Annotated in this window: 30 protein-coding genes; 19 read left to right on the top strand and 11 right to left on the bottom strand. The window is 65.0% G+C overall.

Annotated features, from left to right (window positions below; translation table 11 throughout):
- The first annotated feature begins 330 nt into the window (after positions 1–330).
- The 5 genes from Q0C42_RS04350 to Q0C42_RS04370 all read left to right on the top strand — a co-directional run bounded on the left by Q0C42_RS04350 (position 331) and on the right by Q0C42_RS04370 (position 4,208).
- On the top strand, positions 331–849 hold the full coding sequence (locus Q0C42_RS04350; RefSeq protein WP_295072462.1) for a DUF1269 domain-containing protein: 519 nt from the start codon (positions 331–333) through the stop codon (positions 847–849).
- 43 nt (positions 850–892) lie between these two features.
- A complete protein-coding gene (mtgA, locus tag Q0C42_RS04355; protein WP_295072465.1) occupies positions 893–1,624 on the top strand; it encodes a monofunctional biosynthetic peptidoglycan transglycosylase in 732 nt (243 codons plus the stop codon).
- Between the two features lie 70 nt (positions 1,625–1,694).
- Complete coding sequence (locus tag Q0C42_RS04360; RefSeq protein ID WP_295072468.1) at positions 1,695–2,360, top strand: glutathione S-transferase family protein; 666 nt, start codon at positions 1,695–1,697, stop codon at positions 2,358–2,360.
- 51 nt (positions 2,361–2,411) lie between these two features.
- On the top strand, positions 2,412–3,443 hold the full coding sequence (queG, locus tag Q0C42_RS04365) for a tRNA epoxyqueuosine(34) reductase QueG (RefSeq protein ID WP_295072472.1): 1,032 nt from the start codon (positions 2,412–2,414) through the stop codon (positions 3,441–3,443).
- Positions 3,444–4,208, top strand: a complete 765-nt coding sequence (locus tag Q0C42_RS04370) for an SDR family NAD(P)-dependent oxidoreductase (protein WP_295072475.1) — start codon at positions 3,444–3,446, stop codon at positions 4,206–4,208. It begins immediately after the preceding gene.
- Here Q0C42_RS04370 and Q0C42_RS04375 read toward each other — a convergent pair.
- From Q0C42_RS04375 to Q0C42_RS04385, 3 genes are read right to left on the bottom strand one after another with little or no spacing between them, the layout of a single operon-like run.
- Positions 4,205–4,972, bottom strand: coding sequence for an SDR family oxidoreductase (locus tag Q0C42_RS04375; RefSeq protein WP_295072478.1), 768 nt, complete (start codon positions 4,970–4,972; stop codon positions 4,205–4,207). The genes Q0C42_RS04370 and Q0C42_RS04375 overlap by 4 nt on opposite strands.
- A gap of 1 nt (position 4,973) precedes the next feature.
- Positions 4,974–5,828: a fumarylacetoacetate hydrolase family protein gene (locus tag Q0C42_RS04380; protein WP_295072481.1), complete on the bottom strand. Its 855-nt coding sequence runs from the start codon at positions 5,826–5,828 to the stop codon at positions 4,974–4,976.
- Between the two features lie 14 nt (positions 5,829–5,842).
- On the bottom strand, positions 5,843–6,577 hold the full coding sequence (locus Q0C42_RS04385; protein ID WP_295072484.1) for an SDR family oxidoreductase: 735 nt from the start codon (positions 6,575–6,577) through the stop codon (positions 5,843–5,845).
- A gap of 153 nt (positions 6,578–6,730) precedes the next feature.
- Here Q0C42_RS04385 and Q0C42_RS04390 point away from each other — a divergent pair, with 153 nt between their 5' ends.
- On the top strand, positions 6,731–6,898 hold the full coding sequence (locus Q0C42_RS04390) for a hypothetical protein (protein ID WP_295072487.1): 168 nt from the start codon (positions 6,731–6,733) through the stop codon (positions 6,896–6,898).
- A gap of 68 nt (positions 6,899–6,966) precedes the next feature.
- Here Q0C42_RS04390 and Q0C42_RS04395 read toward each other — a convergent pair whose 3' ends face one another.
- Positions 6,967–7,398, bottom strand: a complete 432-nt coding sequence (locus Q0C42_RS04395; RefSeq protein WP_295072490.1) for a MarR family winged helix-turn-helix transcriptional regulator — start codon at positions 7,396–7,398, stop codon at positions 6,967–6,969.
- Positions 7,399–7,503: 105 nt separating this feature from the next.
- Between Q0C42_RS04395 and Q0C42_RS04400 the strand changes: the two genes are divergently transcribed.
- Positions 7,504–7,932, top strand: a complete 429-nt coding sequence (locus Q0C42_RS04400) for an organic hydroperoxide resistance protein (RefSeq protein ID WP_295072493.1) — start codon at positions 7,504–7,506, stop codon at positions 7,930–7,932.
- A 49-nt stretch (positions 7,933–7,981) separates the two neighbouring features.
- Here the strand turns inward: Q0C42_RS04400 and Q0C42_RS04405 are convergent, their stop codons facing one another.
- Positions 7,982–8,695, bottom strand: coding sequence for a hypothetical protein (locus Q0C42_RS04405; RefSeq protein ID WP_295072496.1), 714 nt, complete (start codon positions 8,693–8,695; stop codon positions 7,982–7,984).
- A gap of 138 nt (positions 8,696–8,833) precedes the next feature.
- On the bottom strand, positions 8,834–9,700 hold the full coding sequence (locus Q0C42_RS04410) for a branched-chain amino acid aminotransferase (protein ID WP_295072499.1): 867 nt from the start codon (positions 9,698–9,700) through the stop codon (positions 8,834–8,836).
- Positions 9,701–9,838: 138 nt separating this feature from the next.
- Between Q0C42_RS04410 and Q0C42_RS04415 the strand changes: the two genes are divergently transcribed.
- The 7 genes from Q0C42_RS04415 (at position 9,839) to Q0C42_RS04445 (ending at position 15,766) form a co-directional block, all read left to right on the top strand.
- Positions 9,839–10,333 carry a MarR family transcriptional regulator gene (locus Q0C42_RS04415; RefSeq protein ID WP_295072502.1) on the top strand — a complete coding sequence of 165 codons (495 nt, stop codon included), beginning with the start codon at positions 9,839–9,841 and terminating at the stop codon, positions 10,331–10,333.
- Positions 10,330–11,028, top strand: a complete 699-nt coding sequence (locus tag Q0C42_RS04420) for a response regulator transcription factor (protein ID WP_295072834.1) — start codon at positions 10,330–10,332, stop codon at positions 11,026–11,028. The genes Q0C42_RS04415 and Q0C42_RS04420 overlap by 4 nt, the downstream gene beginning before the upstream one ends.
- 68 nt (positions 11,029–11,096) lie before the next feature.
- Complete coding sequence (locus Q0C42_RS04425) at positions 11,097–12,005, top strand: histone deacetylase family protein (RefSeq protein WP_295072505.1); 909 nt, start codon at positions 11,097–11,099, stop codon at positions 12,003–12,005.
- The gene (locus Q0C42_RS04430; RefSeq protein WP_295072508.1) at positions 12,002–12,241 is read left to right on the top strand and encodes an exodeoxyribonuclease VII small subunit; all 240 of its coding nucleotides are present in this window, start codon (positions 12,002–12,004) and stop codon (positions 12,239–12,241) included. The genes Q0C42_RS04425 and Q0C42_RS04430 overlap by 4 nt, the downstream gene beginning before the upstream one ends.
- On the top strand, positions 12,238–13,107 hold the full coding sequence (locus Q0C42_RS04435) for a polyprenyl synthetase family protein (RefSeq protein ID WP_295072511.1): 870 nt from the start codon (positions 12,238–12,240) through the stop codon (positions 13,105–13,107). Before Q0C42_RS04430 ends, Q0C42_RS04435 begins: the two co-directional genes overlap by 4 nt.
- A 19-nt stretch (positions 13,108–13,126) precedes the next feature.
- Entirely contained in the window at positions 13,127–15,040 is a 1,914-nt protein-coding gene (gene dxs / locus Q0C42_RS04440; RefSeq protein WP_295072514.1) for a 1-deoxy-D-xylulose-5-phosphate synthase, read from the top strand.
- Between the two features lie 102 nt (positions 15,041–15,142).
- Complete coding sequence (locus Q0C42_RS04445) at positions 15,143–15,766, top strand: hypothetical protein (protein ID WP_295072516.1); 624 nt, start codon at positions 15,143–15,145, stop codon at positions 15,764–15,766.
- 62 nt (positions 15,767–15,828) lie between these two features.
- On the opposite strand, the gene pip is transcribed toward Q0C42_RS04445, so the two are convergent.
- The gene (pip, locus tag Q0C42_RS04450) at positions 15,829–16,797 is read right to left on the bottom strand and encodes a prolyl aminopeptidase (protein ID WP_295072519.1); all 969 of its coding nucleotides are present in this window, start codon (positions 16,795–16,797) and stop codon (positions 15,829–15,831) included.
- Positions 16,798–16,854: 57 nt separating this feature from the next.
- On the opposite strand from pip, the gene ubiG reads away from it, so the two are divergent.
- The 4 genes from ubiG (at position 16,855) to Q0C42_RS04470 (ending at position 19,964) form a co-directional block, all read left to right on the top strand.
- Positions 16,855–17,592 carry a bifunctional 2-polyprenyl-6-hydroxyphenol methylase/3-demethylubiquinol 3-O-methyltransferase UbiG gene (ubiG, locus tag Q0C42_RS04455; protein WP_295072522.1) on the top strand — a complete coding sequence of 246 codons (738 nt, stop codon included), beginning with the start codon at positions 16,855–16,857 and terminating at the stop codon, positions 17,590–17,592.
- Between the two features lie 70 nt (positions 17,593–17,662).
- Positions 17,663–18,379: a class I SAM-dependent methyltransferase gene (locus Q0C42_RS04460; RefSeq protein ID WP_295072524.1), complete on the top strand. Its 717-nt coding sequence runs from the start codon at positions 17,663–17,665 to the stop codon at positions 18,377–18,379.
- 58 nt (positions 18,380–18,437) lie between these two features.
- On the top strand, positions 18,438–19,520 hold the full coding sequence (gene pheS, locus Q0C42_RS04465) for a phenylalanine--tRNA ligase subunit alpha (RefSeq protein WP_295072527.1): 1,083 nt from the start codon (positions 18,438–18,440) through the stop codon (positions 19,518–19,520).
- A complete protein-coding gene (locus tag Q0C42_RS04470) occupies positions 19,521–19,964 on the top strand; it encodes a hypothetical protein (protein WP_295072529.1) in 444 nt (147 codons plus the stop codon). It abuts the gene before it with no gap.
- On the opposite strand, the gene Q0C42_RS04475 is transcribed toward Q0C42_RS04470, so the two are convergent.
- Genes Q0C42_RS04475 through Q0C42_RS04490 form a run of 4 tightly spaced genes read right to left on the bottom strand, consistent with a single transcriptional unit; the run spans position 19,961 to position 24,025 of the window.
- On the bottom strand, positions 19,961–21,157 hold the full coding sequence (locus Q0C42_RS04475) for a TIGR03862 family flavoprotein (RefSeq protein WP_295072837.1): 1,197 nt from the start codon (positions 21,155–21,157) through the stop codon (positions 19,961–19,963). The genes Q0C42_RS04470 and Q0C42_RS04475 overlap by 4 nt on opposite strands.
- A 4-nt stretch (positions 21,158–21,161) precedes the next feature.
- Positions 21,162–22,454, bottom strand: a complete 1,293-nt coding sequence (locus Q0C42_RS04480; protein ID WP_295072532.1) for a mechanosensitive ion channel domain-containing protein — start codon at positions 22,452–22,454, stop codon at positions 21,162–21,164.
- Positions 22,455–22,457: 3 nt separating this feature from the next.
- The gene (speB, locus tag Q0C42_RS04485) at positions 22,458–23,402 is read right to left on the bottom strand and encodes an agmatinase (protein WP_295072535.1); all 945 of its coding nucleotides are present in this window, start codon (positions 23,400–23,402) and stop codon (positions 22,458–22,460) included.
- Positions 23,403–23,413: 11 nt separating this feature from the next.
- Positions 23,414–24,025 carry an enoyl-CoA hydratase/isomerase family protein gene (locus Q0C42_RS04490; RefSeq protein ID WP_295072538.1) on the bottom strand — a complete coding sequence of 204 codons (612 nt, stop codon included), beginning with the start codon at positions 24,023–24,025 and terminating at the stop codon, positions 23,414–23,416.
- Between the two features lie 109 nt (positions 24,026–24,134).
- On the opposite strand from Q0C42_RS04490, the gene Q0C42_RS04495 reads away from it, so the two are divergent.
- Positions 24,135–25,643: a DUF2125 domain-containing protein gene (locus Q0C42_RS04495; protein ID WP_295072541.1), complete on the top strand. Its 1,509-nt coding sequence runs from the start codon at positions 24,135–24,137 to the stop codon at positions 25,641–25,643.
- Positions 25,644–25,721 lie beyond the last annotated feature (78 nt).

Below are 25,721 nucleotides of genomic sequence, written 5' to 3' on the forward strand. Positions count from 1 at the left end.
CGCATCGCCTCGGTCCGGCCGTTCTGCGAGCGTCGCTGCTCCTGCATATGTATCCCGCGTTGGTTATGGCCACAGTGTATCGGGGCCGACCGAAGGATACCAGCCGTGCAGACGACAAGCTATGGGCGGGGTCTTCTGAGATTGTCGTGCCAAGCGCATCTGCCCGTGGTCGGAGCGTGGGGCAATCCTGAACGTCCCGGTCCAAGATGAGGATCGGCATTGCCACGCTGACAAGGTCCGAAGCTTGACGCCGACCGGCGATTCCGCTTGTTGGACATTTGCAGTCACGCCTAGATTGGCGCGCAGAATGCACCGGCGGTGGAGCGTTACGTGTCCGACCTGATCATTGCTGCCTATGACAGCCCGCCCGCCGCGTTTGTGGCCGGTGAAAGTCTGGCTGCTCTGCAACAGGATGCAGGGGTCGAGCCCGAGGACATCGTGGTCGTGACCCGTTCGGGTGCGGGGCGGATTTCGCTGAATCAGTCGATCGACCTTGGTTCCGGCAAGCCCTTGGGTGGCGGTCGGTGGGGAGCATTGATCGGGATGCTTTTCCTGGATGGGCGCAAGGCGACAGGAACCGGACGCGGGTTGGCCGAGCAACTGCACGCGGCCGGCCTTGACGCAGGTTTTCTGAAGACGGTCTCGCAGTCGCTGGACAAGGGCGGCGCGGCAGTCGGCCTTCATGTGCGGCTTTTGGGCGTCGAACGGGTGCGTGCCCGGCTGAAGGAGCTGAAGGGCAACCCGAAGATCCTGCATGCCCGCCTGAATGCCCAGACGGAAGAGGCGCTGCATGACCTGCAAGCGCAGATTCCGCAGACGGTCTCCAACCAGCCGGACGGGATTGTCTGATGCCAAGGCCCGACGACCGGAGATGACCGAAAAAGCCAGTGACATGTCTGAAGCGCCTGCCCCGCGGAAACGCAAGGCAAAGCAGGTCCCTCCGCCCCGAGCCTCGCTGTGGCGCGTCGGGCTGAAGTGGCTGGGCCGCGGGCTTGGCGCTGTGGCGGCGCTTTATGCGGTGCTTGTGCTGCTGTTCAGCTTCGTGCCGCCGCCGATCAACTTCTACCAGTTGGGTGAGGTCTGGCGGCTGGGCGGGATCGACAAGGATTGGGTCAGCTACGAGGAGATCGCCCCGGTGATGGGGCGGTCGGCGGTGGCGGCCGAGGACGCGAACTTCTGCAACCATTGGGGCTTCGACATGGCCGCGATCCGGGCCGCGATCGAGGCGGGAAGCAACCGGGGGGCCAGCACGATCAGCCAGCAGGTGGTGAAGAACGTGTTCCTCTGGCACGGGCGCAGCTGGATGCGGAAGGCGATGGAGGCCGTGCTGACGCCGGTGGTGGAGCTGGTCTGGTCCAAGGAGCGCATCCTGGAGGTCTACCTGAACGTCGCCGAGTTCGACGAGGGTGTCTTCGGGGTGCAGGCGGCGGCGCAGCACCACTTCGGGGTGGATGCCAAGGACCTGACGCCGTTGCAGGCGGCGCGGCTGGCGGCAGTATTGCCCGACCCGCAGGCTCGCAGCGCGTCCGAGCCGACAAGCTTTGTCCGAAGCCGGACACGCGCGATCATCTCGGGTGCCGAAACCATCGAAGCGGATGGAAGATCCGCCTGTTTCGAGGGCTGATCCGGCCGCGGGGATTGAATTCCGGCCCCCGGCGCGGCAAGAGGGATGGAAGACCGGAGGCCGCCGCCCGATGAACCGCCTGTACCACGTCCCCCTCTCCCCCTTCTGCCGCAAGGTGCGCCTGACGCTGGCCGAAAAGAAGATCGAGGTGGAGCTGGTCGAGGAACGGTACTGGGAGCCCTCGCCCGATTTCCTGCGCCGCAATCCGGCCGGGAAGGTGCCTATCCTGAAGATGGGCACCCGGGTGATGAGCGAAAGCCAGGCGATCTGCGAGTATATCGAAGAACTGGCCCCGGAGCCGCCGCTGATGCCGAAGGGGGCCGATGGCCGCTACGAGGTGCGGCGGCTGTGCGCCTGGTTCGACGACAAGTTCCACAACGAGGTGACGTCGAAGCTTTTGTACGAAAGGGTGAACAAGAAGGTCACCGGCCAGGGCTATCCGGATTCGAAGAACGTGAAACTGGGCTCGACCCGGATCAAGTATCATCTGGATTACATGGCCTGGCTTCTGGACCAGCGGCGCTGGCTGGCGGGTGATGTGATGACTTTGGCGGATTTCACTGCCGCGGCGCATTTGAGCTGTCTGGACTACATCAGCGACGTGGACTGGAACCGGCATGCGGTGCTGAAGGACTGGTACGCGAAGATCAAGTCGCGGCCGTCGTTCCGGCCTTTGCTGGCGGACCAGATCTCGGGCTTTCCACCCTCGGCGCATTATGCCGACCTGGATTTCTGAGCCTGGCCCCCGGGGGCTTTGCCCCCGGACCCCCAGGATACTTGTGGACAGATGAAAAGGCTGACGAAAGAGCAGCTGGTGGCACGGGCTCTGGAGGAGGGGTTCGTGAAGGTGGGGGTCTGTCGTCCCGATGCCGTGCCCGAGGCGGCGGTCCGGCTGCGGGAGTTTTTGGCCGAGGGACGGCACGGGCAGATGGGCTGGATGGCCGAGCGCGAGGAGTGGCGCGGGTCGGCGGCGGGGCTATGGCCCGAGGCGCGGTCCGTGATCATGCTGGCGGAGGCGTATACTCCGGAGGGCGACCCGATGGCAGGGCTTCGGGAGCGGGATCGGGGGGTCATCTCGGTCTATGCGCAAGGGAAAGATTACCACGACCTGGTGAAGCGGCGGTTGAAGCGGCTGGGGCGGTGGCTGGTCGAGGCCTCGGGAGCGGAGATAAAGGTCTTTGTCGATACGGCTCCGGTCATGGAGAAGCCGCTGGCGCAGGCGGCGGGTCTGGGGTGGCAAGGCAAGCACACGAACCTTCTGGGCCGCGATCTGGGGAACTGGGTGTTTCTGGGGGCTATCTTCACGACGCTGGAGCTGGAGCCTGACGTGCCGGAGGTCAGCCATTGCGGAAGCTGTACCGCCTGCCTGGACATCTGCCCGACAAACGCTTTTCCCGCGCCCTATCAACTGGATGCGCGGCGCTGCATTTCTTACCTGACCATCGAGCACAAGGGGCCTGTAGATACAGAACTGCGCGCCTGTATAGGCAATCGTATCTACGGCTGCGATGACTGTCTGGCGGTCTGTCCCTGGAACAAGTTTGCCGTGGCGGCGCGGGAAATCGGGTATCAGCCGAAGCACGGTTTGCCGGAGCTGGCCGAGTTGGCGGTGTTGGACGATGCGGGCTTTCGCGAGCGGTTCGCGGGGTCGCCGATCAAGCGGATCGGGCGCGACAGGTTTGTTCGGAACGTGCTTTATGCGGTTGGGAACTCGGGACTACCCGCGCTTGGTGCGGTGGCCGCGAGATTGACCGGGGATGCGGACCCAGCGGTTGCAGATGCGGCGCGCTGGGCGGTGGAAAGGCTGAAGGGGGCGTAGATGGACCGGCTGAAGAGCAAGACGGCGATCATTTCGGGCGGGGCGACGGGGATGGGAGCGGCCTCGGCCCGGCTGTTTGCGGCGGAAGGCGCGGCGGTGGGGGTCATCGACCGGAATGTGGAGGCTGGGGCCGCGCTGGTGGCTGAGTTGCAGGCGGCCGGGCATCGGGCGGTGTTTGCACGCGCCGACGTGTCGTCGAAGGTCGAGGTCGAGGCGGCGGTGGCGACGGTGAATGCGGCACTGGGGCCGGTCAACGTGCTGTTCAACCACGCAGGCACCATCGTGATCAAGCCGTTCCTGGAGACGGAGGAGGAAGATTGGGACTTCCTCTTCGATGTGAACGTCAAATCGATGTACCTGATGACCCGCGCGGTCCTGCCGCAGATGCTGGAGGCGGGTGGCGGGTCAATCGTGTGTACGTCGTCGATCTCGGCTGTCTACGCGACACCGAACGAGGTGCTGTACGACGCGACCAAGGGCGCGGTGCATATGTTCGCGCGGGCGATTGCGGTGGAGTTCCGGGACCGGGGCATCCGCTGCAATGCAGTCTGTCCGGGGTTCATCCAGACGCCGCATGGCGACCGCGAGGTGGAAGGGTTGATGCAGTTGGGCGTCGATGTCTCGGACGCGGCGATTGCGGCGGCGCAGGGCCGGATGGGCAAGCCCGAGGATGTGGCGCGGGCGGCGCTGTACCTGGCGTCGGACGATGCAGAGTTCGTCAACGGCGCGCAGCTTTTCGTGGATAACGGGTTCTCGGCGGTTTAACTGCCGATGGCCCGGTCGAGGTGCGTGTAGCCGCCATCGGGGAAAAGCCACTGGCCGGTGGTGTGCGATGACCTGGGCGAGAGAAGGAAGACCACGGTGTCCGCGATCTCGCGCGGGGTGGTCATGCGCTGGCCCAGCGGGATGCGGCGGGTGATCTCGGCGAGGCGTTCTTCGGGGTTGTCGAAGGTTTTCAACCAGTTGGCATAAAGGGGCGTCATCACCTCGGCCGGGATGACGGCGTTGACGCGGATGCCGTCTTTCAGGAACTCGGCGGCCCATTCGCGGGTCAGGCCCAGTTGCGCGGCCTTGGCGGCGACATAGGCGGAGGTTCCGCCCTGCCCGGTCAGCGCGGTCTTCGAGGCGATGTTGACGATGGCCCCTTTGGAGGCGCGCAGGTCGTCGGCAAGGAGATGGACGAGGGCGTAGTAGTGGACAAGATTGCGGTCGAGGCTTTGGCGGAAAGCCTCCGGCCCCGCCTCGATGCCGACGGAGTCATTGGCCCCGGCGTTGTTCACCAACCCGTCGACGCGGCCGTGTTTCGTGCGGATTTCGGCGACGGCGCGGCGGCATTGGTCGTCGTCGGAGAGGTCGGCAAGGACCACATCCGCACGGGACAAACCGGCCAGCCACGTCGCATCCGGCGCGCGGCGGGTCAGGATGACGGGGATTGCGCCCTCTTCGGCCAGAACTTCGGTGATGGCGGCCCCGATGCCGGAGCCCCCGCCCGTGACGATGACGACCTTGTCGCGCAGACCGAGGTCCATGTCAGGTCTTCACGACGCGCTGGGTCTGGCTTCCCAGGTTCTCGATCCCAAGCCGCATGACCTCGCCGCCCTTCAGGTAGACCGGGGGCTTCTGGCCCAAGCCGACGCCGGGCGGGGTGCCGGTGGAGATGACGTCGCCGGGCTCCAGTGACATGAAGCGCGAGATATAGGAGACGATGTGGGCCACGCCAAAGATCATCGTGGCGGTGGAGCCGTTCTGGTAGCGGTGGCCGTCGACGTCGAGCCACATTTTCAGGTTGCCGATGTCGCCGGCTTCGTCCTTGGTGACCAGCCAGGGGCCGGTGGGGCCGAAGGTGTCGCAGCCCTTGCCCTTGTCCCAGGTGCCGCCGCGTTCGTTCTGGTATTCGCGTTCGGAAACGTCGTTGATCACACAGTAGCCTGCGACGTGATCGAGGGCGTTGGCTTCGTCGATGTACTTGCCGCCGGTGCCGATGACGACGCCAAGTTCAACCTCCCAGTCGGTTTTCACCGAGCCACGGGGCATTTCGACGTCGTCGTCGGGGCCGCACATGGCGGTAATCCATTTGTTGAAGACGACGGGCTCGGTCGGGATCGCGGCACCGGTTTCGGCGGCGTGGTCGGCGTAGTTCAGGCCGATGCAAATGAACTTGCGGGTGCCGCCGACGCAAGCGCCAAGGCGGAGGTCCTTCTGTGGGACGCCGTGCACGAGGGGGAGGGATGCGGGGTCGAGGGCGGCGAGGTGCTTCAGGGTCTCGGGCGACAGGGCGGAGCCGCCGATGTCGGCGACGTGGGCGGAGAGGTCGCGGACCTGGCCGTTTGCATCGAGGAGGCCGGGCTTCTCGGCGCCCTTGGCTCCGTAGCGGAGGAGTTTCATCGGGGATCCTTTGCTTAGATCGTGACGCCGCCGTCGACCAGGCAGGCCTGGCCGGACACAAAGCGGCTTTCGTCGGAGAGGAGGAAGACGACCATCGGGGTGATGTCGTCGGTGGTGGCAAGGCGGCCCATCGGCTGGCGGGCGATGAAGTCCTTTTCGGCCTGGACCGGGTCGGCAGCGGCGTTGATGCGGCCCCTTAGCGACGGAGTGTCGACGGTCCCCGGGCAAAGCGCGTTGCAGCGGAGGCCCTGCTTGACGAAGTCGGCGGCGATGGCCTTGGTCAGGCCGATGACGGCGGCCTTGGTAGCCCCGTAGGCGGCGCGGTTCGGGAAGCCTTTGATCGACGAGGCCATCGAGGCCATGTTCAGGATTGAGGCGGTCCCGGTTTCCGTCGCGCGGTCCAGCATGCCGGGCAGGAAGGCGCGGCAGGTGTGGAACATCGACTTCACGTTGAGGTCGAAGGAGAAGTCCCAGTCGCGGTCGGTGACGTCGAGAATGGTCCCGTTCGCCACAAAGCCCGCGCAGTTGAACAGGCCGTCGAGTGGGGGAAGTTTGTCGCGGAGCGTGGCGATGGCGGCGGGGTCGGTGACGTCGAGGGGGTGAGTCTCCATGTCCAGGCCGGACAGGAGTGCGGCGTCGCGGTCGGTGGCGATCACGGTGGCGCCTTCGCGGGCACAGGCGAGGGCGCTGGCGCGGCCGATGCCCTGGCCGGCGGCCGTGATCAGGATGGTCTTGCCTTGCAGTCGCATCGTCTCCCCCTCTGCTGAGCGGACACTAGTCGGGCGGCGCGTGGAAGGGCAAGCCGTTCTCGGCGGGATCGTGCCGGAAGCGGTTGGCAAGTGGGTTGGCGAAAGGTCGATTCGGGTGCAAGATCGTCGGCCTGCAGCACCTTGGAGGAAAGCATGAGCCGTCATCTTGCCGATCATCGCAGCCGGTCCACCGGGGCCAGGGTGAAGCATTTCCTGAGGCTTGCCCGCACCCCGCGGGAAACCTGGCAGCGGCCAAGGGGGAAATCCGGGGCAACCCGGCTGATCCAGTTCCTGCGGATCGAACGCGGGCGGACCGCCTGACGCGCCACGCTGGCGAAACAGGGGTAGCCAACAAGATCAAAGGCTTGCTTGCGCGCGTTAAGGGTTTGTCAAGCTTTGGCGGGCTTAAGCCGGTCTCGCAGCGCAGCGAGGATGTCGCGCAGGTCTGCAAGGTCCGACATCGGTAAGCCGGTTTTTTCCGCGAAAGTACGCGGCACCGATTCCGCTTTTTTCGCCAGCGTGCGGCCGTCGTCGGTCAGGGCGAGCCGGACCTGGCGTTCGTCCTTGCCGTCACGACTGCGGCGCAGCCAGCCCGCGCTTTCCATCCGCTTGAGGAGCGGGGTCAGCGTGTTCGATTCCAGTCGCAGACCGCCGCCAAGCTGCCCGACGGTCTGGCCGTCGGTGGTCGCCAGCGAAGTCAGTACCAGATACTGCGGATAGGTCAGGCCAAGGGGCTGTAGCAGCGGCGCATAGGCCGCGTGTACCGCATGGGCGGTCGAGTGCAGCGCAAAGCAGAGCATGTCGGTCGGTGCAAGAGCCATGCCGAATAGTTTATATCGTCCACGATGGAAAAGCAATCCATTGACAGTGCAACGATTATCACCCAATTTATATCGTGCGCGATTGAATATGAGCAGGAGACGGAAATGAGTGTGGACGTAAAGTACTGGACCGAAGCCAAGGCCTCGGGCGGCGGCCGCAATGGCACTGCGGGTCTGGTGAATGGTCAGCTGACCGTCACCATGACCAGCCCGAAAGAGCTGGGCGGGTCGGGCCTGGGGCATAATCCGGAAGAACTTTTCGCTGTCGGCTATGCGGCCTGTTACCTGGGCGCGATGCGCTTTGCCGCCACCAGCGAGAAACTGGGGACGGTTCCGGAAAACGCGTCGGTCAATGCGCATGTCGGCATTGGCGGCCGGTCGGATGGCGGTTTCGGGCGGAAGGTCCGGCTGGTCGTGACGATGCCGGGCGTCGACCGCGCCGTCGCGGAAAAGATCGCCGAACGCGGGCACTTCATTTGCCCGTACTCGAACGCGACCAAGGGCAATATCGAGGTTGTGACCGAAATCGCCTAGGCCATTCTCACGAAAAGCAGACGCCCGCCGGTAAACGGCGGGCGGACCCCTATCGCTCGACCTGGGTGGATGCGAGGGTGATCTTCCGAAAAGCCCAGCTGCGTGGCGCAAGGGTGATGGCGGCTGCTGCACTTGCGACGAACATCTCGCCACCTTCTTCCAGAACTGCGGCAATGTCCTGCAGGAGGCCATCTTCGGGAAGTGCGTTGATGATCCCTCGATGAATTGCGTCGACCACCACACTGAAAAACCCGAAGGCGATGATGACCAGGATATAGGTCAGGCTGAGTTTCCGCGAGCGGGCGTCGGACCTTAGCAGCGAAGACCCGGCCAGAAGCGCCACCAGCCCCCCCATGACGCCCGCATAGATCAGCTCGCCGGCATCTCCCGCTTCCAGCAGGGCGTCGTCCTGAAGCTGAAGGTTCTCGGCGATCAGGATTCCGACGGTTTCATGCAGTTGGAGCGAGTCGTCGAGCAGAAGCAGCAGGAAGACGGCAGCCCATCCCGCAGCGACAAGCCATTGGTCGCGAATGGCGACCTTGGTCAGTGCGACCACGATGATCAGCCACTTGAAGTAGTTGAACATTTCCGGGATCGACCGGTCCTCGGAAATTCGGAGGACAAAAGCGACGTCACCCGTGAGCCCAAGCCGAAAGGTTGCCCATCCGCCGATGTGGATCAGGACGAAGGCGACGTCGATAGCGATGAAGAACAGCAGTACCGAACGGAACGGTGCGGCAATGAAAGGAAATGGGCGGTCCACGACAACTCGTTCAAGATTTGCGATGTGTAATTAATTGTAGATTTGCCGAGACCATTGGCAAGAAAATGGCGCCGCTGTGGCGGCGCCGTTTCATTTTATCCAGATCGAGCAGTTCCGACCGTGCGAGAAGCGCCCGGTTCAGGCCCGGACAAGACGCTCGTATTCGGTCGCGACGCGCTTGGTCAGCTCACCGACCTCGAAGTTGTAGTCGCCGATCTGGCCCACAGGCGTGACTTCCGCGGCAGTGCCGGTCAACCAGCATTGCTCGAAGCGTTCCAGTTCTTCTGGCAGGATGTGCCGCTCGTGGACCTTGATCTGCATGTCCTTGAGCATGCCGATCACGGTCTGCCGGGTAATGCCGTTCAGGAAGGCATCGGCTTTCGGGGTATGCACTTCGCCATCCTTGACGAAGAAGATGTTGGCGCCGGTCGCCTCGGCCACGTAGCCGCGGTAGTCGAACATCATGGCGTCGGAGCAGCCCTTCGCCTCGGCGGCGTGTTTCGACATGGTGCAGATCATGTAAAGGCCAGCGGCCTTGGCATTGTGCGGAATGGTTTCGGGCGAAGGGCGCTTCCACTTGGCAATGTCGAGTTTCGCGCCCTTGAACTTTGCGTCGCCGTAGTAGTTGCCCCAGGTCCAGCAGGCCACGGCCATGCGGATCGGGTTCTTGTTGGCGGCGACGCCCATCATCTCACCCGCGCCGCGCCAGGCGATGGCGCGGACGTAGGCGTCGGTCAGGTTGTTGGCCTTGAGGGTGGCCTCTTTCGCGGCGTTGATCTCCTCGACGCTGTAGGGAAGTGGCATGTCCAGAAGTTCGCCGGACATGCGCAGACGCTCGGAATGCTCGGTCGACTTGAAGATCTTGCCATTGTAGCAACGTTCGCCTTCGAAGACCGAGGAGGCGTAGTGCATCGCGTGGGTCAGGATGTGGACGTTGGCGCTGCGCCAGTCCACAAGTTTACCGTCCATCCAGATGAACCCGTCACGATCGTCATAACCCGCCATTTCGCCCGCTCCTTTGCGAATGTTGCGCTTGAAAGGTCCGCTCCGGACAGATTCTTGCGCGAAATCGGGGGAGAATTATGGGTTCGTGCTTGGAAAGTCAACAAGGCTGACGTAAATTCCGATGAAACGGAGGTGGCGATGGCCGAAACACCGGGCGGCGAGAACCTGCTGTTCCTGACGGACGAGCAGTTGCGCAAGGGGATCGAGGCGATGTTCTTCGCCTATCGCGGCTTTACGGCCGACCCCGACCGGATCCTGGAGGGGATGGACTACGGCCGCGCGCATCATCGGGCGATCCATTTCATCCATCGCTCACCGGGGACCACGGTTTCCAACCTGCTTTCGATCCTGGGTGTTACAAAGCAGTCGTTGAATCGTGTGTTGCGGACCTTGATCGAGGATGGCCTTGTGCGCAGTGAAAAGGGCAAAGTGGATGCGCGGGAACGGCATCTGCATTTGACGGACAAGGGACAGATGCTGGAACGGGAATTGTCGGACGCGCAGCGGGCGCGGATGCGGGCGGCGTACCGGGCCGTGGGACCGCAGGCGGTGCAGGGTTTCCGGCAGGTGCTGGAGGCGATGATGGACCCCGAAATGCGGCGTCAGTACAACCGCCTGAAGGAGGGCGGCTGATGGTCCCCGACGCGCATCTGCTGATCGTCGACGATGACGAGCGTATCCGGGGGCTGCTGCAGAAGTTTCTGATGCGGAACGGATTTCTGGTATCTGTCGCGCGCGATGCGGCGCAGGCGCGGAAGATCCTGGCCGGGTTGGAGTTCGACCTGATCGTCATGGACGTGATGATGCCCGGCGAGGATGGCGTGGCACTGACGCGGGACTTGCGCAAACGCATGACGACTCCGATCCTGCTGCTGACCGCGCGCGGAGAGACGGCGAACCGGATCGAGGGGCTGGAGGCGGGGGCGGATGACTATCTGGTCAAGCCGTTCGAGCCGAAGGAGCTTTTGCTGCGGATCAACGCCATCCTGCGGCGGGTGCCGGTGGTGAAACCGGCGGAACCGGTGCGGCAGATCCTGCATCTGGGTGCGGTGCGCTATGATCTGGACCGGGGCGAGATGTGGCGCGGCGAGGCTGCGGTGCGGCTGACGGCGACCGAAGCACAGCTGATGCGGGTGTTCGCGTCGCAGCCGGGCGTCGCGATCAGCCGGGAGAAACTGGTGAGCGAAACGGGCGGCGAGGATGCGGCGCAGGAGCGGGCGGTGGACGTGCAGATCACCCGGCTTCGGCGGAAGATCGAGGACGACCCGAAGGCGCCGCGTTACCTGCAGACGGTGCGGGGCGAGGGGTATATGCTGCAGCCGGACTGAGCTTTGGCAGACCCCGGGGCGCTGCCCCGGACCCCGGGATACTTTTACAAAGATGAAAGGGCGATCGCGTGCTTGTCTTCACGCATGAGGCATTTGCCGGTCATGTGACTCCGCGAGGGCATCCGGAGCGGGTGGAGCGGTTGGCCGCGGTCGAGCGGGGGCTTGCCGGATTGCCGGTGGAACGGCGGGACTGTCCGCTGGCAGATGAGGCGGAGGTGCTTCGGTGCCATCCGCCGGGGTATCTGGCGCGGGTCAAGGCTGCCGTTCCGTCCGATGGCTGGACGCAGCTGGATGCGGATACGTTCCTGTCGCCGGGATCGTTCGAGGCGGCCATGCGTGCGGTTGGCGGGATCTGTGCTGCCGTCGATGCTGTGGTTTCCGGAGAGGAGAAGACGGCCTTCGTGGCGGGCCGGCCGCCTGGGCATCATGCGGAACGCGAGACGGCGATGGGGTTCTGTCTGTTCGGGACCGTGGCCATCGCGGCCAAGCGGGCGCTGGACCATCATGGGCTTGGCCGTGTCGCCGTGGTGGACTTCGACGTGCATCACGGCAACGGAACGCAGGACCTGCTTTGGGACGAGGGGCGGTGTCTGTTCGTGTCATCCCACCAGATGCCGCTTTATCCCGGGTCGGGGCGGCCCGAGGAGCGTGGTGCGCATGGCCAGATGTTGAACGTGCCGCTTCGCGCCGGGTCAGGGGGTCGGGCGATGCGGGAAGTCTATGAGGGCGTGGTGTTTCCGGCGCTGGCGGCCTGGGAACCTGAGTTGCTGCTCATATCGGCAGGGTTCGATGCCCATGCGGATGATCCATTGGCCGGTCTGGAATGGCAGGCCGAAGATTATCGGTGGCTGACCGGAAGGCTCTGCGATTTCGCCGGGGGGCGGGTGGTGTCCTCGCTTGAGGGTGGCTATGATCTTGATGCGCTGGCGGCCTCGGTCGCAGCGCATGTTGCAGTGCTGGAGGAGCGGGGCCGATGACGGACAAGCCGGTGGAGACGATGAGCTTTGAGGAGGCGATGGGCGCCCTGGAGCAGGTCGTGGGAGACCTGGAACGGGGCGAGGTGCCGCTGGAGCAGTCGATTGCGCTGTATGAGCGGGGGGCCGCCCTGAAAGCGCATTGCGCCAAGAAGTTGGCCGAGGCCGAGGAGAAGGTGGAGCTGATCCGGGCGCAGGAAGGCCGGGCGGTGGGCACGACTCCGGCGGAGGGGATGTGAACTTTTCGCAGCGGTTGGCGGCGGATGCCGGGCTGTGTGAGGCTCGGTTGCTGGCTGCGCTGGAGCGGCGTTCCGACCAGCCGGTCACGCAGGCGATGCGTTATGCGGTGCGGGGCGGCAAGCGGTTGCGCGGGTTTCTGGTGCTGGAAGGCGCGCGGATGCTGGGCGTGGCCGAGGAGCGCGCGGTGAGTGCGGCTGCGGCAATCGAGGCATTGCACGCCTATTCGCTGGTCCACGACGATCTGCCCTGCATGGACGATGACGACCTGCGGCGGGGGCAGCCGACGGTTCACAAGAAATGGGACGAGGCGACGGCGGTGCTGGCGGGCGATGCGCTGCAAACGCTGGCGTTTGAGCTGCTGTGCGACCCGGCGCTGGGGTCCTCGGACGTGCGGATGGAGTTGGTGCGCGGTTTGGCGGTCGCCTCGGGGATCGACGGAATGGTCCTGGGGCAGGCGCTGGACATTGCGGCGGAAACGGCGGGGCGGTCGTTGACGCTGGAGGAGATCACCGCGTTGCAGGCCGGCAAGACCGGGGCGCTGATCGGGTTCGCGGCCGAGGCAGGGGCGGTGATCGTGGGGGCGGACCGCGCGCCGTTGCGCCGTTATGCCGCTGCGCTGGGTCTGGCTTTCCAGATTGCGGACGACATCTTGGACGTCACGGGGGACGAGGCGAAGACCGGCAAGCGCGTCGGCAAGGACGCGGGGGCGGGGAAGGCCACCTTCGTCTCGCATCTGGGGCTGGAGGGAGCCAGGTCGCGAGCGGCGGAGTTGGTGGCCGAGGCCGAGGCGGCGCTGGCGGGGTATGGAAATCGGGCGGCCAACTTGATCGCCGCAGCGCGCTTCGTTATTGCGCGCGACAGTTGAACGGCCCGAGGAGTGCAGCATGACCGACCGACCCAAGACGCCGCTGCTGGACCGCGTGACCGTTCCATCCGACCTGAAGGGGCTGAGCGACCGGGAGTTGCACCAGCTGGCCGGCGAGCTGCGGGCCGAGACGATTGCCGCCGTATCGGTGACGGGCGGGCATCTGGGTGCGGGTCTGGGCGTGGTGGAGCTGACGGTGGCTTTGCATGCCGTCTTCGACACACCGCGCGACAAGCTGATCTGGGATGTCGGGCACCAGAGCTATCCGCACAAGATCCTGACCGGGCGGCGGGACCGCATTCGCACGCTTCGGACGGAAGGCGGGCTGTCGGGGTTCACGAAGCGGTCCGAGTCGCCTTATGACCCTTTCGGGGCGGCGCATTCCTCGACCTCGATCAGCGCGGCGCTGGGTTTTGCGATGGCCAGCGAGCTTGGGGGCGATCCCGGCGACGCGATTGCGGTGATCGGCGACGGGGCGATGAGCGCGGGCATGGCCTTTGAGGCGATGAATAACGCGGGACATCTGGGCAAGCGGCTGTTCGTGATCCTGAACGACAACGAGATGTCGATCGCCCCCCCGGTTGGCGCATTGTCTGCCTATCTGAGCGGGCTTTATGCCGCGGCTCCGATGCAGGACCTGAAGCAGGTGGCAAAGGGGATCGTCGGGCTGCTGCCGTCGCCCTTCCAGGAGGGGGCGAAGCGGGCCAAGGACATGCTGAAGGGCATGGCCGTGGGCGGGACTTTGTTCGAATCGCTGGGGTTTGAATATGTCGGCCCGATCGACGGTCATGACCTGGATCAGTTGCTGCCAGTGCTGCGGACCGTGAAGGCTCGCGCCACCGGGCCGGTCCTGATCCATGTGCTGACGAAGAAGGGCAAGGGGTACGCCCCCGCCGAGGCGGCGCGGGACAAGGGGCACGCGACGGGCAAGTTCGACGTGCTGACCGGGGTGCAGGTGAAGGCGGCGTCGAATGCGCCGTCCTATACCAAGGTCTTTGCGCAGTCGCTGGTGGCCGAGGCGGAGCGCGACGAGAAGATCGTGGCGGTGACGGCGGCGATGCCGGATGGGACCGGGCTGGACCTGTTCGCCGGGCGCTTCCCGAAGCGGTGCTTTGATGTGGGCATTGCAGAACAACATGCGGTGACGTTCAGCGCGGCGCTGGCGGCGGGCGGGATGAAGCCGTTCTGCGCGATCTACTCGACGTTCTTGCAGCGCGGGTACGATCAGGTCGTGCACGATGTAGCGATCCAGCGGTTGCCGGTGCGGTTTGCGATCGACCGGGCGGGGCTGGTGGGTGCCGACGGGGCGACCCATGCGGGGGCGTTCGACGTGGGGTTCCTGGCCAACCTGCCGGGGTTCGTGGTGATGGCCGCCGCGGATGAGGCTGAGCTCGTGCATATGGTTGCGACGGCTGCTGCACACGACTCGGGGCCGATTGCCTTCCGCTATCCGCGCGGTGAGGGCGTGGGGGTGGAGATGCCCGCGCGTGGTCTGCCGCTGGAGATTGGCAAAGGCCGGGTGATGCGGGAGGGGTCCCGCGTGGCAATCCTTTCGTTCGGCACGCGGCTGGCGGAAAGTCTGAAGGCGGCGGAGGCTTTGGCGGGGCGGGGCGTGTCGGTCACGGTGGCGGATGCGCGCTTCGCCAAGCCGCTTGACCGGGACCTGGTGCTGCGGCTGGCGCGGGGGCATGAGGCTCTGGTGACGGTCGAGGAAGGCGCGGTCGGGGGCTTTGGGTCGCACGTCGCCCAGTTGCTGGCCGAGGAAGGCGTGTTCGACCGGGGGCTGAAGTTCCGGTCGCTGGTGCTGCCGGATATCTTCATCGACCAGGCGTCGCCCGAGGCGATGTACAAGGTCGCGGGGCTGGATGCGTCGCACATCGAGGCGAAGGTGCTGGAGGCGCTGGGCGTCGCGATGGTGGGCAGGCGGGCCTAGATTTTCTCAGATCGCTGAAGAATTGGGCAGTCTGTTCCCCAGGGAACAGCTTTTGGGCGAATGGTGCGCCTAGATCCGGGAAACTTCCGGTGAGGGGCCGCCATGACGAACCACGCGATTTCATTCAAGGACGAGTTTGCGCAGCGGCTTAGCGGGCCGGGTGGGCTTTACAATCTGGGCAATGGGCTGGGACTGCTGGGCGGGCTGTCGTTTCACGTGGCGGCGGCGATGGCGGTCGGCGTCACCGGCTGGTCGGCGCTGTCGGACTATTTCGTCGGCAGCCTGGGCGCTACGGCGATCACGGTCGCGATGCTGATCTTCTTCTGGTCGGGCGAGCAGTATCACAAGGCCTGGGCGCATGGCGCGCCACCGGACGGGCGGTTGAACCGGTCGGGGGATGTCTCCTCGGGCTGGGGGGCCTTGGCGCTGGGGTTGGGATTGTTCCTGATGGGCCAGCCGGTTCTGGCCGCAACGGCGGGGCTGATGCACGCGGCGGGCAAATTCGGAAGCGCCTTGCCGGAGCGGATGCAGAGGCGGATGCCGTTCGGACCAGCCGTGTTCCGCGCCGTGGTCGTGGCAAGCCGCCTTCCGGCGCTGGCGGCGGTCGGACTTCAGCTGCAGTCGGCGGTCCACCTCGGCGATACGCAAGGCATGGCGGCGGCAGGGTTGCTGGTGCTGTGCTACGGTCTGTGGCTGAAGGCCGACGTGGCGCTGATGCGGTCCTAGGCCGGGAGCGGTTCGCCCCACCCTACGTCACGGCGCGAAAAGATCCGGCACCAAGATCCCGGTCAGGCGCGCAAGCCGTCCATCACCCGCACCAAAGCCTCGGAAATTCCGGGCTCGGACAGGGCATGGCCAGCCATGGGGACCATTTTCAACTCGCAGGCCTTCCAGCCCTGAGCCAGAGACCAGGCGGACTGCGGCGGGCAGATCATGTCGTAGCGGCCCTGAATGATGGTCGCCGGGATATGCTCGATCTTCTTGCGTTCGCGCAGGATCCAGCCGTCGCTTTCCAGGAAGCCCGCGTTCTGGAAATAGTGGTTCTCCAGGCGGGCGAAGGCGCGGGCATAGTCTGACGGGCTTTCCCCCAGGGCACCCTCGTTATGGATCGAGGCGAGTGCGTTTTCCCAATTGGCCCAGATCCGGCCATAGCGCGTTTCCTCGACCAGGTTGCCCGAGAAAAGGCGGCGGTGGTAAGCGCCGATCAGGTCGCCACGCTCGGCCTGAGGGATGACCTCGGTGAAGCGGGCCCAGAGGTCCGGGAAGAAGGCCCCTGCCCCGCCGCCGTAGAACCAGGTCAGTTCGGCCTTTGTGGCAAGAAACACGCCGCGCAGGACGATGTGGGACACCTGCTGGGGATGGGTGATCGCGTAGATCAGCGCCAGCGTCGCGCCCCAGCTGCCGCCGAAGCAGATGAAACGGTCGATGCCCAGTGTCAGGCGGATCGTCTCGACATCCTGGACAAGATGCCAGGTGGTGTTGGCGGTGACACTGGCATGGGGGCGTGATCGGCCGCAGCCGCGCTGGTCGAAAAGGATGATGCGGAACACGCGCGGGTCGAAATAGCGGCGCATCGCGGGGGAACAACCGCCGCCCGGACCGCCGTGGAAGACGATCACCGGGATGCCGTCGGGGTGGCCGCACTGCTCGACATAGACCCGATGCCCGTCGCCCATGTCGATGACGCGCTGATCGAACGGGTCGATCGGCGGGTATAGGTATTCGACTGCGCGCTTTTGACCTGATCTCTGATCCATATGCACACTATATACGCCGGGACGGCCCGGAGTCGAAAGGGCAAACAGGAGGCAGCGATGGCGGTTGATACGGTTGACCCCGCGGAAGTGGCCAAGTTCGAGCGCATGGCGCTGGAATGGTGGGACCCCAACGGCAAGTTCAAGCCGCTGCACATGCTGAACCCGTGCCGGTTGGACTATATCACCAGCCAGATCGCCGCCGAGTTCGGGCGGGACTTGGCTGGTGCGCTGCCATTCAAGGGCCTGCGGATCCTGGACATCGGCTGTGGCGGGGGCCTTCTGTCCGAGCCGATGGCCCGGCTGGGGGCCGAAGTGGTCGGCGCGGATGCGGCGGAGCGTAACATTCCGGTGGCTCAGGCCCACGCCCAGAAGTCGGGTCTGGCCATCGACTACCGCCATACGACGGCCGAGGCGCTGGCGGCCGCGGGTGAACAGTTCGACGTGGTGCTGAACATGGAAGTGGTCGAGCATGTCGCCGACCCGCAGGCCTACCTGACCGCCTGTCAGCAGTTGCTGAAGCCCGGCGGGTTGATGATCTGCTCGACCCTGAACCGGAACCCGAAGAGCTTTGTGATGGCGATCATCGGGGCGGAATGGGTGATGCGCTGGCTGCCGAAGGGCACGCATGACTGGGCGAAGTTCATCACTCCGGACGAGCTGTACGCGCTGATTGAAAAGGCGGGGCTGCGGCCGGTCGACCGCAAAGGCATGGTCTTCAACCCGGTCACCTGGCGTTGGAGCGTGTCGGACCGGGATCTGAGCTGCAACTATGTGACCGCCTCGATCAAGGCTTAGGATCTGGCAAGGACTAGCGTCTGGACCCCGGCGCCGGAAGCGGCAAGATTGCTGGCTGTAGAGGTGTCCCATGACCGAGTGCAGCTATTTCCGCGACTATCCGGCCCGGACCGGCGACCGGATGCTCTTCAAGATGGAGCATTACCTGGAGCATTACGACGCGCTTCTGGGCGGCTGGCAGGGGCGCGACATCAGCTTTCTGGAGATCGGCATCTACAAGGGTGGGTCGTTGCCGATGTGGCAGGGGTTCCTCGGGCCTGCGTCGCGGCTGGTGTTCCTGGACATCGATCCGGAGTGTCGGGCGCTTGCCTTGCCGGGGACGGTGGTGGAGATCGGCGATCAGGCGGACCCGGAGTTCCTTGGGCGGGTGGGTGACGCGCATGGGCCGTTCGACCTGATCGTGGACGATGGCGGCCACAAGATGCACCAGCAGATCACCAGCTTTCGCCATCTCTGGCCCCGGCTGGCGGACCCGGGGCTGTACATCGTCGAGGACGTGCACACGAGCTATTGGCCGGGCTTCGGTGGCGGGTTGCGGGAACCCGCGAGTTTCGTTGAGTTCGCCAAAGACCTGATCGACCGGATGCATTCCTGGTACACCGAGGACGACGCCGGGTTTCCGCTGCACCCCTTGGCACGGGAAATCGGTGGGATCAGGTTCCATGACAGCCTGGTGGTGATCGAGAAGCGGTTGAAAGAGGCTCCGGTCGCGTTGACGGCGCAAAACGGCAAAGTGGGGCGGTCGCGGCGGATGCTGGAGGTGCGGGGGCGGCGGTCGATCTTCTGAACCTTGCATCGCGGGGCCTTCGCCATTAGCAGGGAAGCCGATTTGCAGGAGACCAGTGATGGACGGGATCGACACGCTGAAGGCCAAGTATCTGACGGCGGTGGCCGGTGCGGCGGACGAGGCCGGACTGGAAGAGGTCCGCGTGGGCGCTCTGGGCAAGAAGGGCGAGATCTCGGCGCTGATGGCTGGACTTGGGAAAATGGACCCTGACCAGCGCAAGGTGGCCGGTGCCAGTCTGAACGCTTTGAAGGACGAGATCGACGCGGCCCTGCGGGCGCGCAAGGTGGCCCTGGGCGATGCGGCGCTGGACGAGCGGCTGAAGACCGAATGGCTGGACGTGACGCTGCCGGGGCGGCCTCGCCCCCGCGGGACGGTGCATCCGGTGTCCCAGGTCATGGAAGAATTGACCGCGATCTTTGCCGACATGGGGTTTTCCGTGGCCGAGGGGCCGCAGGTGGAATCCGACTGGTACAACTTCGACGCGCTGAACATCCCGCCTGAACACCCCGCGCGGCAGGAGCATGACACGTTCTTCATGGCCCGCGCCGAGGGCGACAACCGCCCGCCGCATGTCCTGCGGACCCATACCTCTCCGGTGCAGATCCGCGCGATGATGGCGCAGGGCGCGCCGATCCGGGTGATCGCTCCGGGCCGGGTGTACCGGATGGACATGGACCAGACCCACACGCCGATGTTCCACCAGGTCGAGGGACTGGCGATTGACCGGTCGATCAGCATGGCGAACCTGAAGTGGTGCCTGGAGGAGTTCTGCCGGGCGTTCTTCGAAGTCGACAAGGTGGAACTGCGCTTCCGCGCGTCGCATTTCCCGTTCACCGAACCTTCGGCAGAGGTCGACATCCGCTATTCGAATGTCGGCGGTCAGCTGAAGATCGGCGAAGGCGACAAGTGGATGGAAATCCTGGGCTCCGGGATGGTGCATCCGAAGGTGCTGGCCGCGGCCGGGGTGGACCCGACGCAGTGGCAGGGCTTTGCCTTCGGCATGGGGATCGACCGGATCGCGATGCTGAAATACGGCATCCCGGACCTGCGCGCCTTTTTCGAGGCCGACCTGCGCTGGCTGCGTCACTACGGGTTCTCGGCGCTGGACGTGCCGGACCTGGCGGGCGGGCTGTCGGCCTGAATGGACGACCCGGACCTTTCCGCGCGCAAGCATCTGGCGGGGAGTGACCCGGCCTTCCCCGCGCGGCGGGAGGAAGCCTGGGGGCGGATCGTGGCGGCGTTGGACGGCCTGCTGGTGCCTGCCGGCTATACGCTGGCGAAGACGACCTGGAGCCGGGTGACGGGGGCCGGGAGGTCGGCGGTACATCTGCAGCGCAACCGGTATGGCTGGGATGTGCAGATCATCCTGCGCTTCGTGACCCCAGACGGCGAGCTGCCGGACCATCCCGATTGGCCGGGCGGCGAGGATGTGACGCTGGCCGAGTTTTTCGAGCGGGCGGATAACGATCCCGGAACGCTTGCTTTCGTCGACGTGCTGGAGCGGCCTGATTGCCTGGATCTCGCGATGGAGATCCTGCGCGAGCAGGCGCTGCCGTGGTTCGCGGCATTGCATCAGGACGGTTAGCCGATACGACGTGCTGCCGCTTGTCCGGCCCGACGACCGGTGGCCCAACAGGCGGTCAGAAGATAGCCGCCCGTCGGGGCCTCCCAATCAAGCATTTCGCCTGCGGCAAAGATGCCCGGGAGTGCCTTGAGTTCCAGGTCCGTCGTCAGGGCATCCCAGCTGATCCCCCCGGCCACCGAGATCGCCTCGTCCAGCGGACGCGGGCCCTGCAGGGGGATGGGCAGGTGCTTGAGGTGGGCGAAGGGCTCACTGCGGGCGAATTCCATCACCAGAGCAACCTGCGTCTTGTTGAGGCCCAGCTTGCGCAAGCGGTTGGCGGAGCTTTCGCCCGGTTTCATTCTGGCGAGACGATCAGCGACATCTTGGGTTGTAAGGTCGGGGAGAAGGTCCACCGCAAGTGTATATGCATCGCGTAGATACTTGTATATACCGTAGATACCTCCGCCTTCCAAGCCTTTGGCGGAAATGACGAATTCGCCGCGGTGCTCGTCGACGACCTTGGTCGGATCATTTGGTTGACCAGTGGTGCGATCTTTTCCGGGAGAGCAGACCTTGAGGGTGACGCCCTTGACCGGCTGGCCGAAGTGGGCGGCCATGTGCGGCGACCAATCGACCCGGAAGCCCATGTTCGCGGGTTTCCAGTCAGTAATCTGGACGCCCTTTTCCCGCAGCCACGGAACCCAGGCGCCGTCCGAGCCGAGGCGGGACCAGCTGGCTCCTCCCAGGGCGAGGATGGTGACTTTGGGCGACAGGATCTGTGGGCCGGTGGGTGTGTCGAAGGCGAAATCCGCCCCATCGAAGCCGGTCCAGCGCCAGCGGGTGCGGATTTCGACCCCCTGCGCGGTCAGGCGTTGCAGCCACGCGCGCAGAAGCGGGGAGGCCTTCATCGACACCGGGAAGACGCGGCCGGAAGACCCGGTGAACACCTCTTGTCCAAGCGCGCGGCACCAGATGCGGACTTCGCGCGGGCCAAAGTCTTCCAGCATGGCGCGGAGGTGGGGGCTGTCGTAGCGGGCGGCAAAGAGGTCCAGCTCTTCGTCCTTGGTGACATTGAGGCCGGATTTCCCGGCCATCAGGAACTTGCGGGCTACGGTGGGTTTGGCATCGACGACAAGGGCTTGGACGCCTGCCTTCGCCAGTTCTTCCGCGGCCATCAGTCCGGCGGGGCCGGCACCGATGACAAGAGCCTGGATCGCCTCAGATTGCTGGAGCATTGCGGAGTTCGACGACGCGGTGGGGGTAGGGCATCTCGATCCCGGCTTCCTTCAAGGCGTTCCAGATCGCGAAAAGAACGGGCGAGCCGTACTTGTTCTTGCCGTCGTCGATCCCTGCAACCCAATACTCCACCGCAAAGTCGACGCTGGATTCCCCGAAGCCACGCAGTTCGCAATCGGGGCCATCGGGGGCTTGCAGTACGAAGGGGAGTTTGGATACAGCGCCTTCGATTATATCGGGCACGAGGTTTATGTCGGTTTCGTAACTCACTGAAAACAGGGCCTCGTAGCGGTTGGCGCTGCCTTGGTCAGAGTAGTTGACGACTCGCGTGGTGATGAAGTGTTCATTGGGGACGACGATCCACCTGCCGTCGAAGGTTTCCAGCACGCAGGCGCGGGCGGTCATCTTTACGATGGTGCCCTTTTCGCCCCCGTCGAGTTCAACGTAGTCGCCAACGGTGGTCTGGCCTTCCAGAAGGAGGATGATCCCGGAGACGAAGTTGGCGGCGATCTGTTGCAACCCGAGGCCGATGCCGACGCCCAGGGCACCGCCAAGGACGGCGACGGCAGTAAGGTCGATGCCCATGATCGACATCAGAAGCAGGAAGGCGGCGCCGAAGATGGCGACCTCGCTTGCCTTGATGGCCAGTTCGCGGGTTGCGGGGCGAAGATCGGGCTGCGCCTTCAGGTAACCCGCGGATTGGCGGTTCGACCAGCTTCCCAGCCAGAAGAGCAGTGAGCCCGCGATCAACCCGCGGATCAGGGACAGGGCGGTGAACTGGATGTTGCCGAGGTTGACTTGCGCGGCGTCGAGGCGGGTGGTGGCGTCGTCCAGAAACCCCAGCGCGTGCAGCGCCATGACGGGGAGGAGGACATAGCGACCCATCAGTTTCAGGAAGCCGGGGGGCAAGACTTTGCGAACCAGTTCCACCGCGGCGAGGAAGAGGAAGACGCGCTTGCCGAAGGCGATAACCTCGCCGGAGCCGAAGGTGGCGCGGGTCAGGCCCTCGCCCAAGGCTGTGAGGGCGTAGGCGAGGAGAGGGAGGAGCAGCGGCAGGAATTGCAGGGCAAAGCGGCTGAGGCGGGCTAGGATGTGCACCGAATCTGGCTTTGGCGTCAGGGTCTTTTCGACGATGGGAGAGAAGCGGCGGGCCAGCAGACGGGCAAGTATATACGCAGCGATGAGAAGGCCGAACTGCATCAGGGCGGCGGGCGAGGAAAGCCAGCCCACCGCTGTGTCAGTCGCCTGATCCAGCCAGTGCTGCAGCCGGTCCACGCCTTACCTCCGGTTATGGGCGATGCGCCCGATGGTGTTCAGCAGGATCTGCGCGGCGAGGATCGTGGTGGTGCCGGAGTGGTCGTAGTCAGGGGCGACTTCCACCAGGTCGATGCCGATGATGTTGCCCTGTTTGGTCAGCCCGTCGATCAGCTCCAGCACTTCGTAATACAGGAAGCCGCCATGCGAGGGGGTGCCGGTGCCGGGGGCGATGGAGGGATCGAAGCCGTCGATGTCGATGGTCAGGTAGTAGTCCACGCCCTTGGGGATGCGGGCGAGGGTCGCCTCGATCCCCAGCTTGCGGATTTGGCGGACCGAAAGGATGTCGTCGCCCATCGCGTGGGCGGCCTCGTAGCCGTCCTTGGCGGTGGAACTGACGTTGCGGATGCCAAGGGCGGTGATGCCCTTGACGTGGTCCTGTTCCGCCGCGCGGCGCATCGGGTTGCCGTGGCCATGGCGGACGCCGTGGCGGACGTCGACGAAATCGAGGTGGGCGTCGATCTGGACGATGTGCAGCGGGCGGCCGGTAAAGGCACGGATGCAGGGGATGTTGATCGAGTGGTCGCCGCCGAGGACCACCGGCACGGCTCCGGAGGCCAGTATGGCGCGAACTCCGGTTTCGATGTTGGCATGGGAGGTTTCGGTGTCGGTGTGAACGATGTCCGCATCGCCGATGTCCAGGATACGGACACCCTCCAGATAGGTGACGTCGTCTTCGTGGTCATAGGCCCCGGCGTGGCCGAAGGAGAAGAGCGTCGACGCCTCGCGGATGCCCCTTGGCCCGAAACGGGCTCCGGCGCGGAACTGGGTGCCGAAGTCGAAGGGGGCGCCCAGGATAGCGAAGTCGGTGTCGATCTTCGACCAATCAGGCTGGTAGGGGTTCTTGCCGAAGGTCGCGATGCCGACGAAGGGCAGGTTCAGGCGGCCTTTGTCGTAGCTATTGGTCATGGTTGTTCCCCCTAGGTCATCCGCTTCAGGGCCGCAACATGCCCCGGATCGGCCGCAAGTGCCTGTTCGGCCAGCGACATGGCGGTGTCGTTGAGCGCGTCAGGCGGGCAGATGCGGTCGATCAGACCCCAGGCCAGGGCGGTCTCGGCGTCGATCCGCTGTCCGGCCAGCAGGATCATCTTTGCGCGCGAAGGGCCAACAAGCGCGGCGAGGCGGCCGGGGTCCGAAGGCTGCGGGCGGTAGCCAAGGCGCATGACCGGGTAGAAGAACTGCGCCGAAGGAACGGCGATGCGCAGGTCACTGGCCAGTGCCACGCCCATCGCTCCGCCAGCGAGCGTGCCGTTCAGGGCGGCGATCGTCAGGCCGGGGAAGGCGGCGATGGCGCCCGAAGCGGCCTCCCACGCGGGGGAAAGGCCGAGGCCGGCCTTCATGCCGTCAAGATCGGCCCCTGCAGAGAAGACCTTGCCCTCACCCGTCAGGATCAGGACCTTTGCGCCATTGGTGGCGGCCTTGGTTGCTGCCAGCGCCAGGCTTTCCAGCATTTCCTGGGTCAGCGCGTTGGCCTTTTCCGGGCGGGCAAGCGTGATCCGGCAGCAATCCCCGAGGTTCTCGACCCTGATCATGCCCGCACCATAAGGTTTTCCCCATACTCGACGACAGGGGAATCCCTTGACGCCCCCCGGACGAGATAGAAAGGTTGCGCCAGCAAATTCAACCCGAAAGGCTTATGCCATGATCCGCAACCTTACCTGTTCTTCAGCGCTTGCGCTTGTGTTCGTCGCGACGTCGGCTTCCGCGGACGTCACCCCGCAGGAAGTCTGGGCCAGCTGGCAGGCGATGGCCACGGCGGCGGGGCAGGAGCTGACGGTCGGCAATACCTCGGACACCGGTGACGCGGTTGAGGTGACGGACATCGTGATCGCGTTCAGGGACGATCTGGGCGGCAGTGCGAGCGTCACGATGGACAGCCTGACCTTCACCGACAACGGCGACGGCACGGTCGCGGTGACGATGCCCGAAAGCTATCCCATCGAGATGACCTTCCCGGATAGCGGCGAGGGTCCGGGCTCGATGAAGCTGACGGTCAGCCAGCCGGGCATGGAGATGACCGCCGGGGGAAGTGCGACCGAAACCAGCTACGAGCTTAGCGCGCCATCGACCACGATCACGGTGGACGAGATGAAGGATCACGCCGGGACCGATCTGGATACCACGGTCGAGATGGCACTGACCGAACTGGCGGCAAGCTATTCCGTGACGCAAAGCGGCGAGCAGACGGCGCTGGACAGCAGCTTTTCGTCCAAAGGGATGACCCTGAAGATTTCGGGCGAGGCAGCGGATGGCAGCGGCGGCGGGACGGTGGATGTCAGCTTTGCGGATCTGGCGGGCGCGACGAAGGGCAACCTCCTGTCGGCCGAATTGATGGCGAACATGGCGGCGGCGCTGAATTCCGGCTTCACGATGGATACCAGCCTGAGCTTTGGGGCGATGGCGATGACCGTCGACGCCACCGCTCCGTCCGGGCCAACGAAGGTCATCGCAAATGCCACGGGCGGCGGCTTTGTGCTGGCGATGGACAAGACCCGGATGAACTATGGCAGCTCGCTGAACGGGGCGAAAATCACGGTCTCGGGGCCGGAAATCCCGTTCCCGCAGGTCGAGGTGGCATTTGCCGAAAGCGGGTTCAACATCCTGATGCCGGTGTCCAAGTCGGACGTTGCGCAGGATTTCAGCTTTCTGACCAAGGTGGTGGATTTCACCGTGTCCGAAGATATCTGGGGCCTGTTCGATCCGGCGGGGTCGCTGTCGCGGGAGCCTGCGACTGTCATCGTCGACCTCAAGGGCATGGGCTACTGGGAGCAGGACCTGATGGACCCGGCCCTGCAGATGGAAGGTGCGCAGCCTCCCGGCAAGCTGGAGAGCCTGGATCTGACGCAGATCCTGGCCAAGGCGGCTGGGGCCGAGGTTTCGGCGACCGGCGGGCTGACCTTTGACAATACCGACCTGGAAACCTTCGGTGGGGTGCCGCGGCCGGACGGGAAGATCACGGTCAACATCAAGGGCGTGAACCAGCTGGTCGACAACCTGATCGCGCTTGGCATCCTGACCGAGGACGACGCGATGGGCTTCCGCATGGGGCTGGGCATGTTCGCGCGGCCGGGCGCCGGGCCGGATGAGCTGGTGTCCGAGGTCGAGTTCAAGGACGGCGGGCTTTTCGCCAACGGCATGCAGCTGCAGTAAGGCGGCGCGTTTTGCCCCGCGGCCTTGCGAAGGGCCGCGGGCGGGGCTACCTCAGGTCGGCAGAACATACGGGACGAC

It is taken from the genome of Tabrizicola sp. (assembly GCF_022842145.1).
GTDB lineage: Bacteria > Pseudomonadota > Alphaproteobacteria > Rhodobacterales > Rhodobacteraceae > Tabrizicola.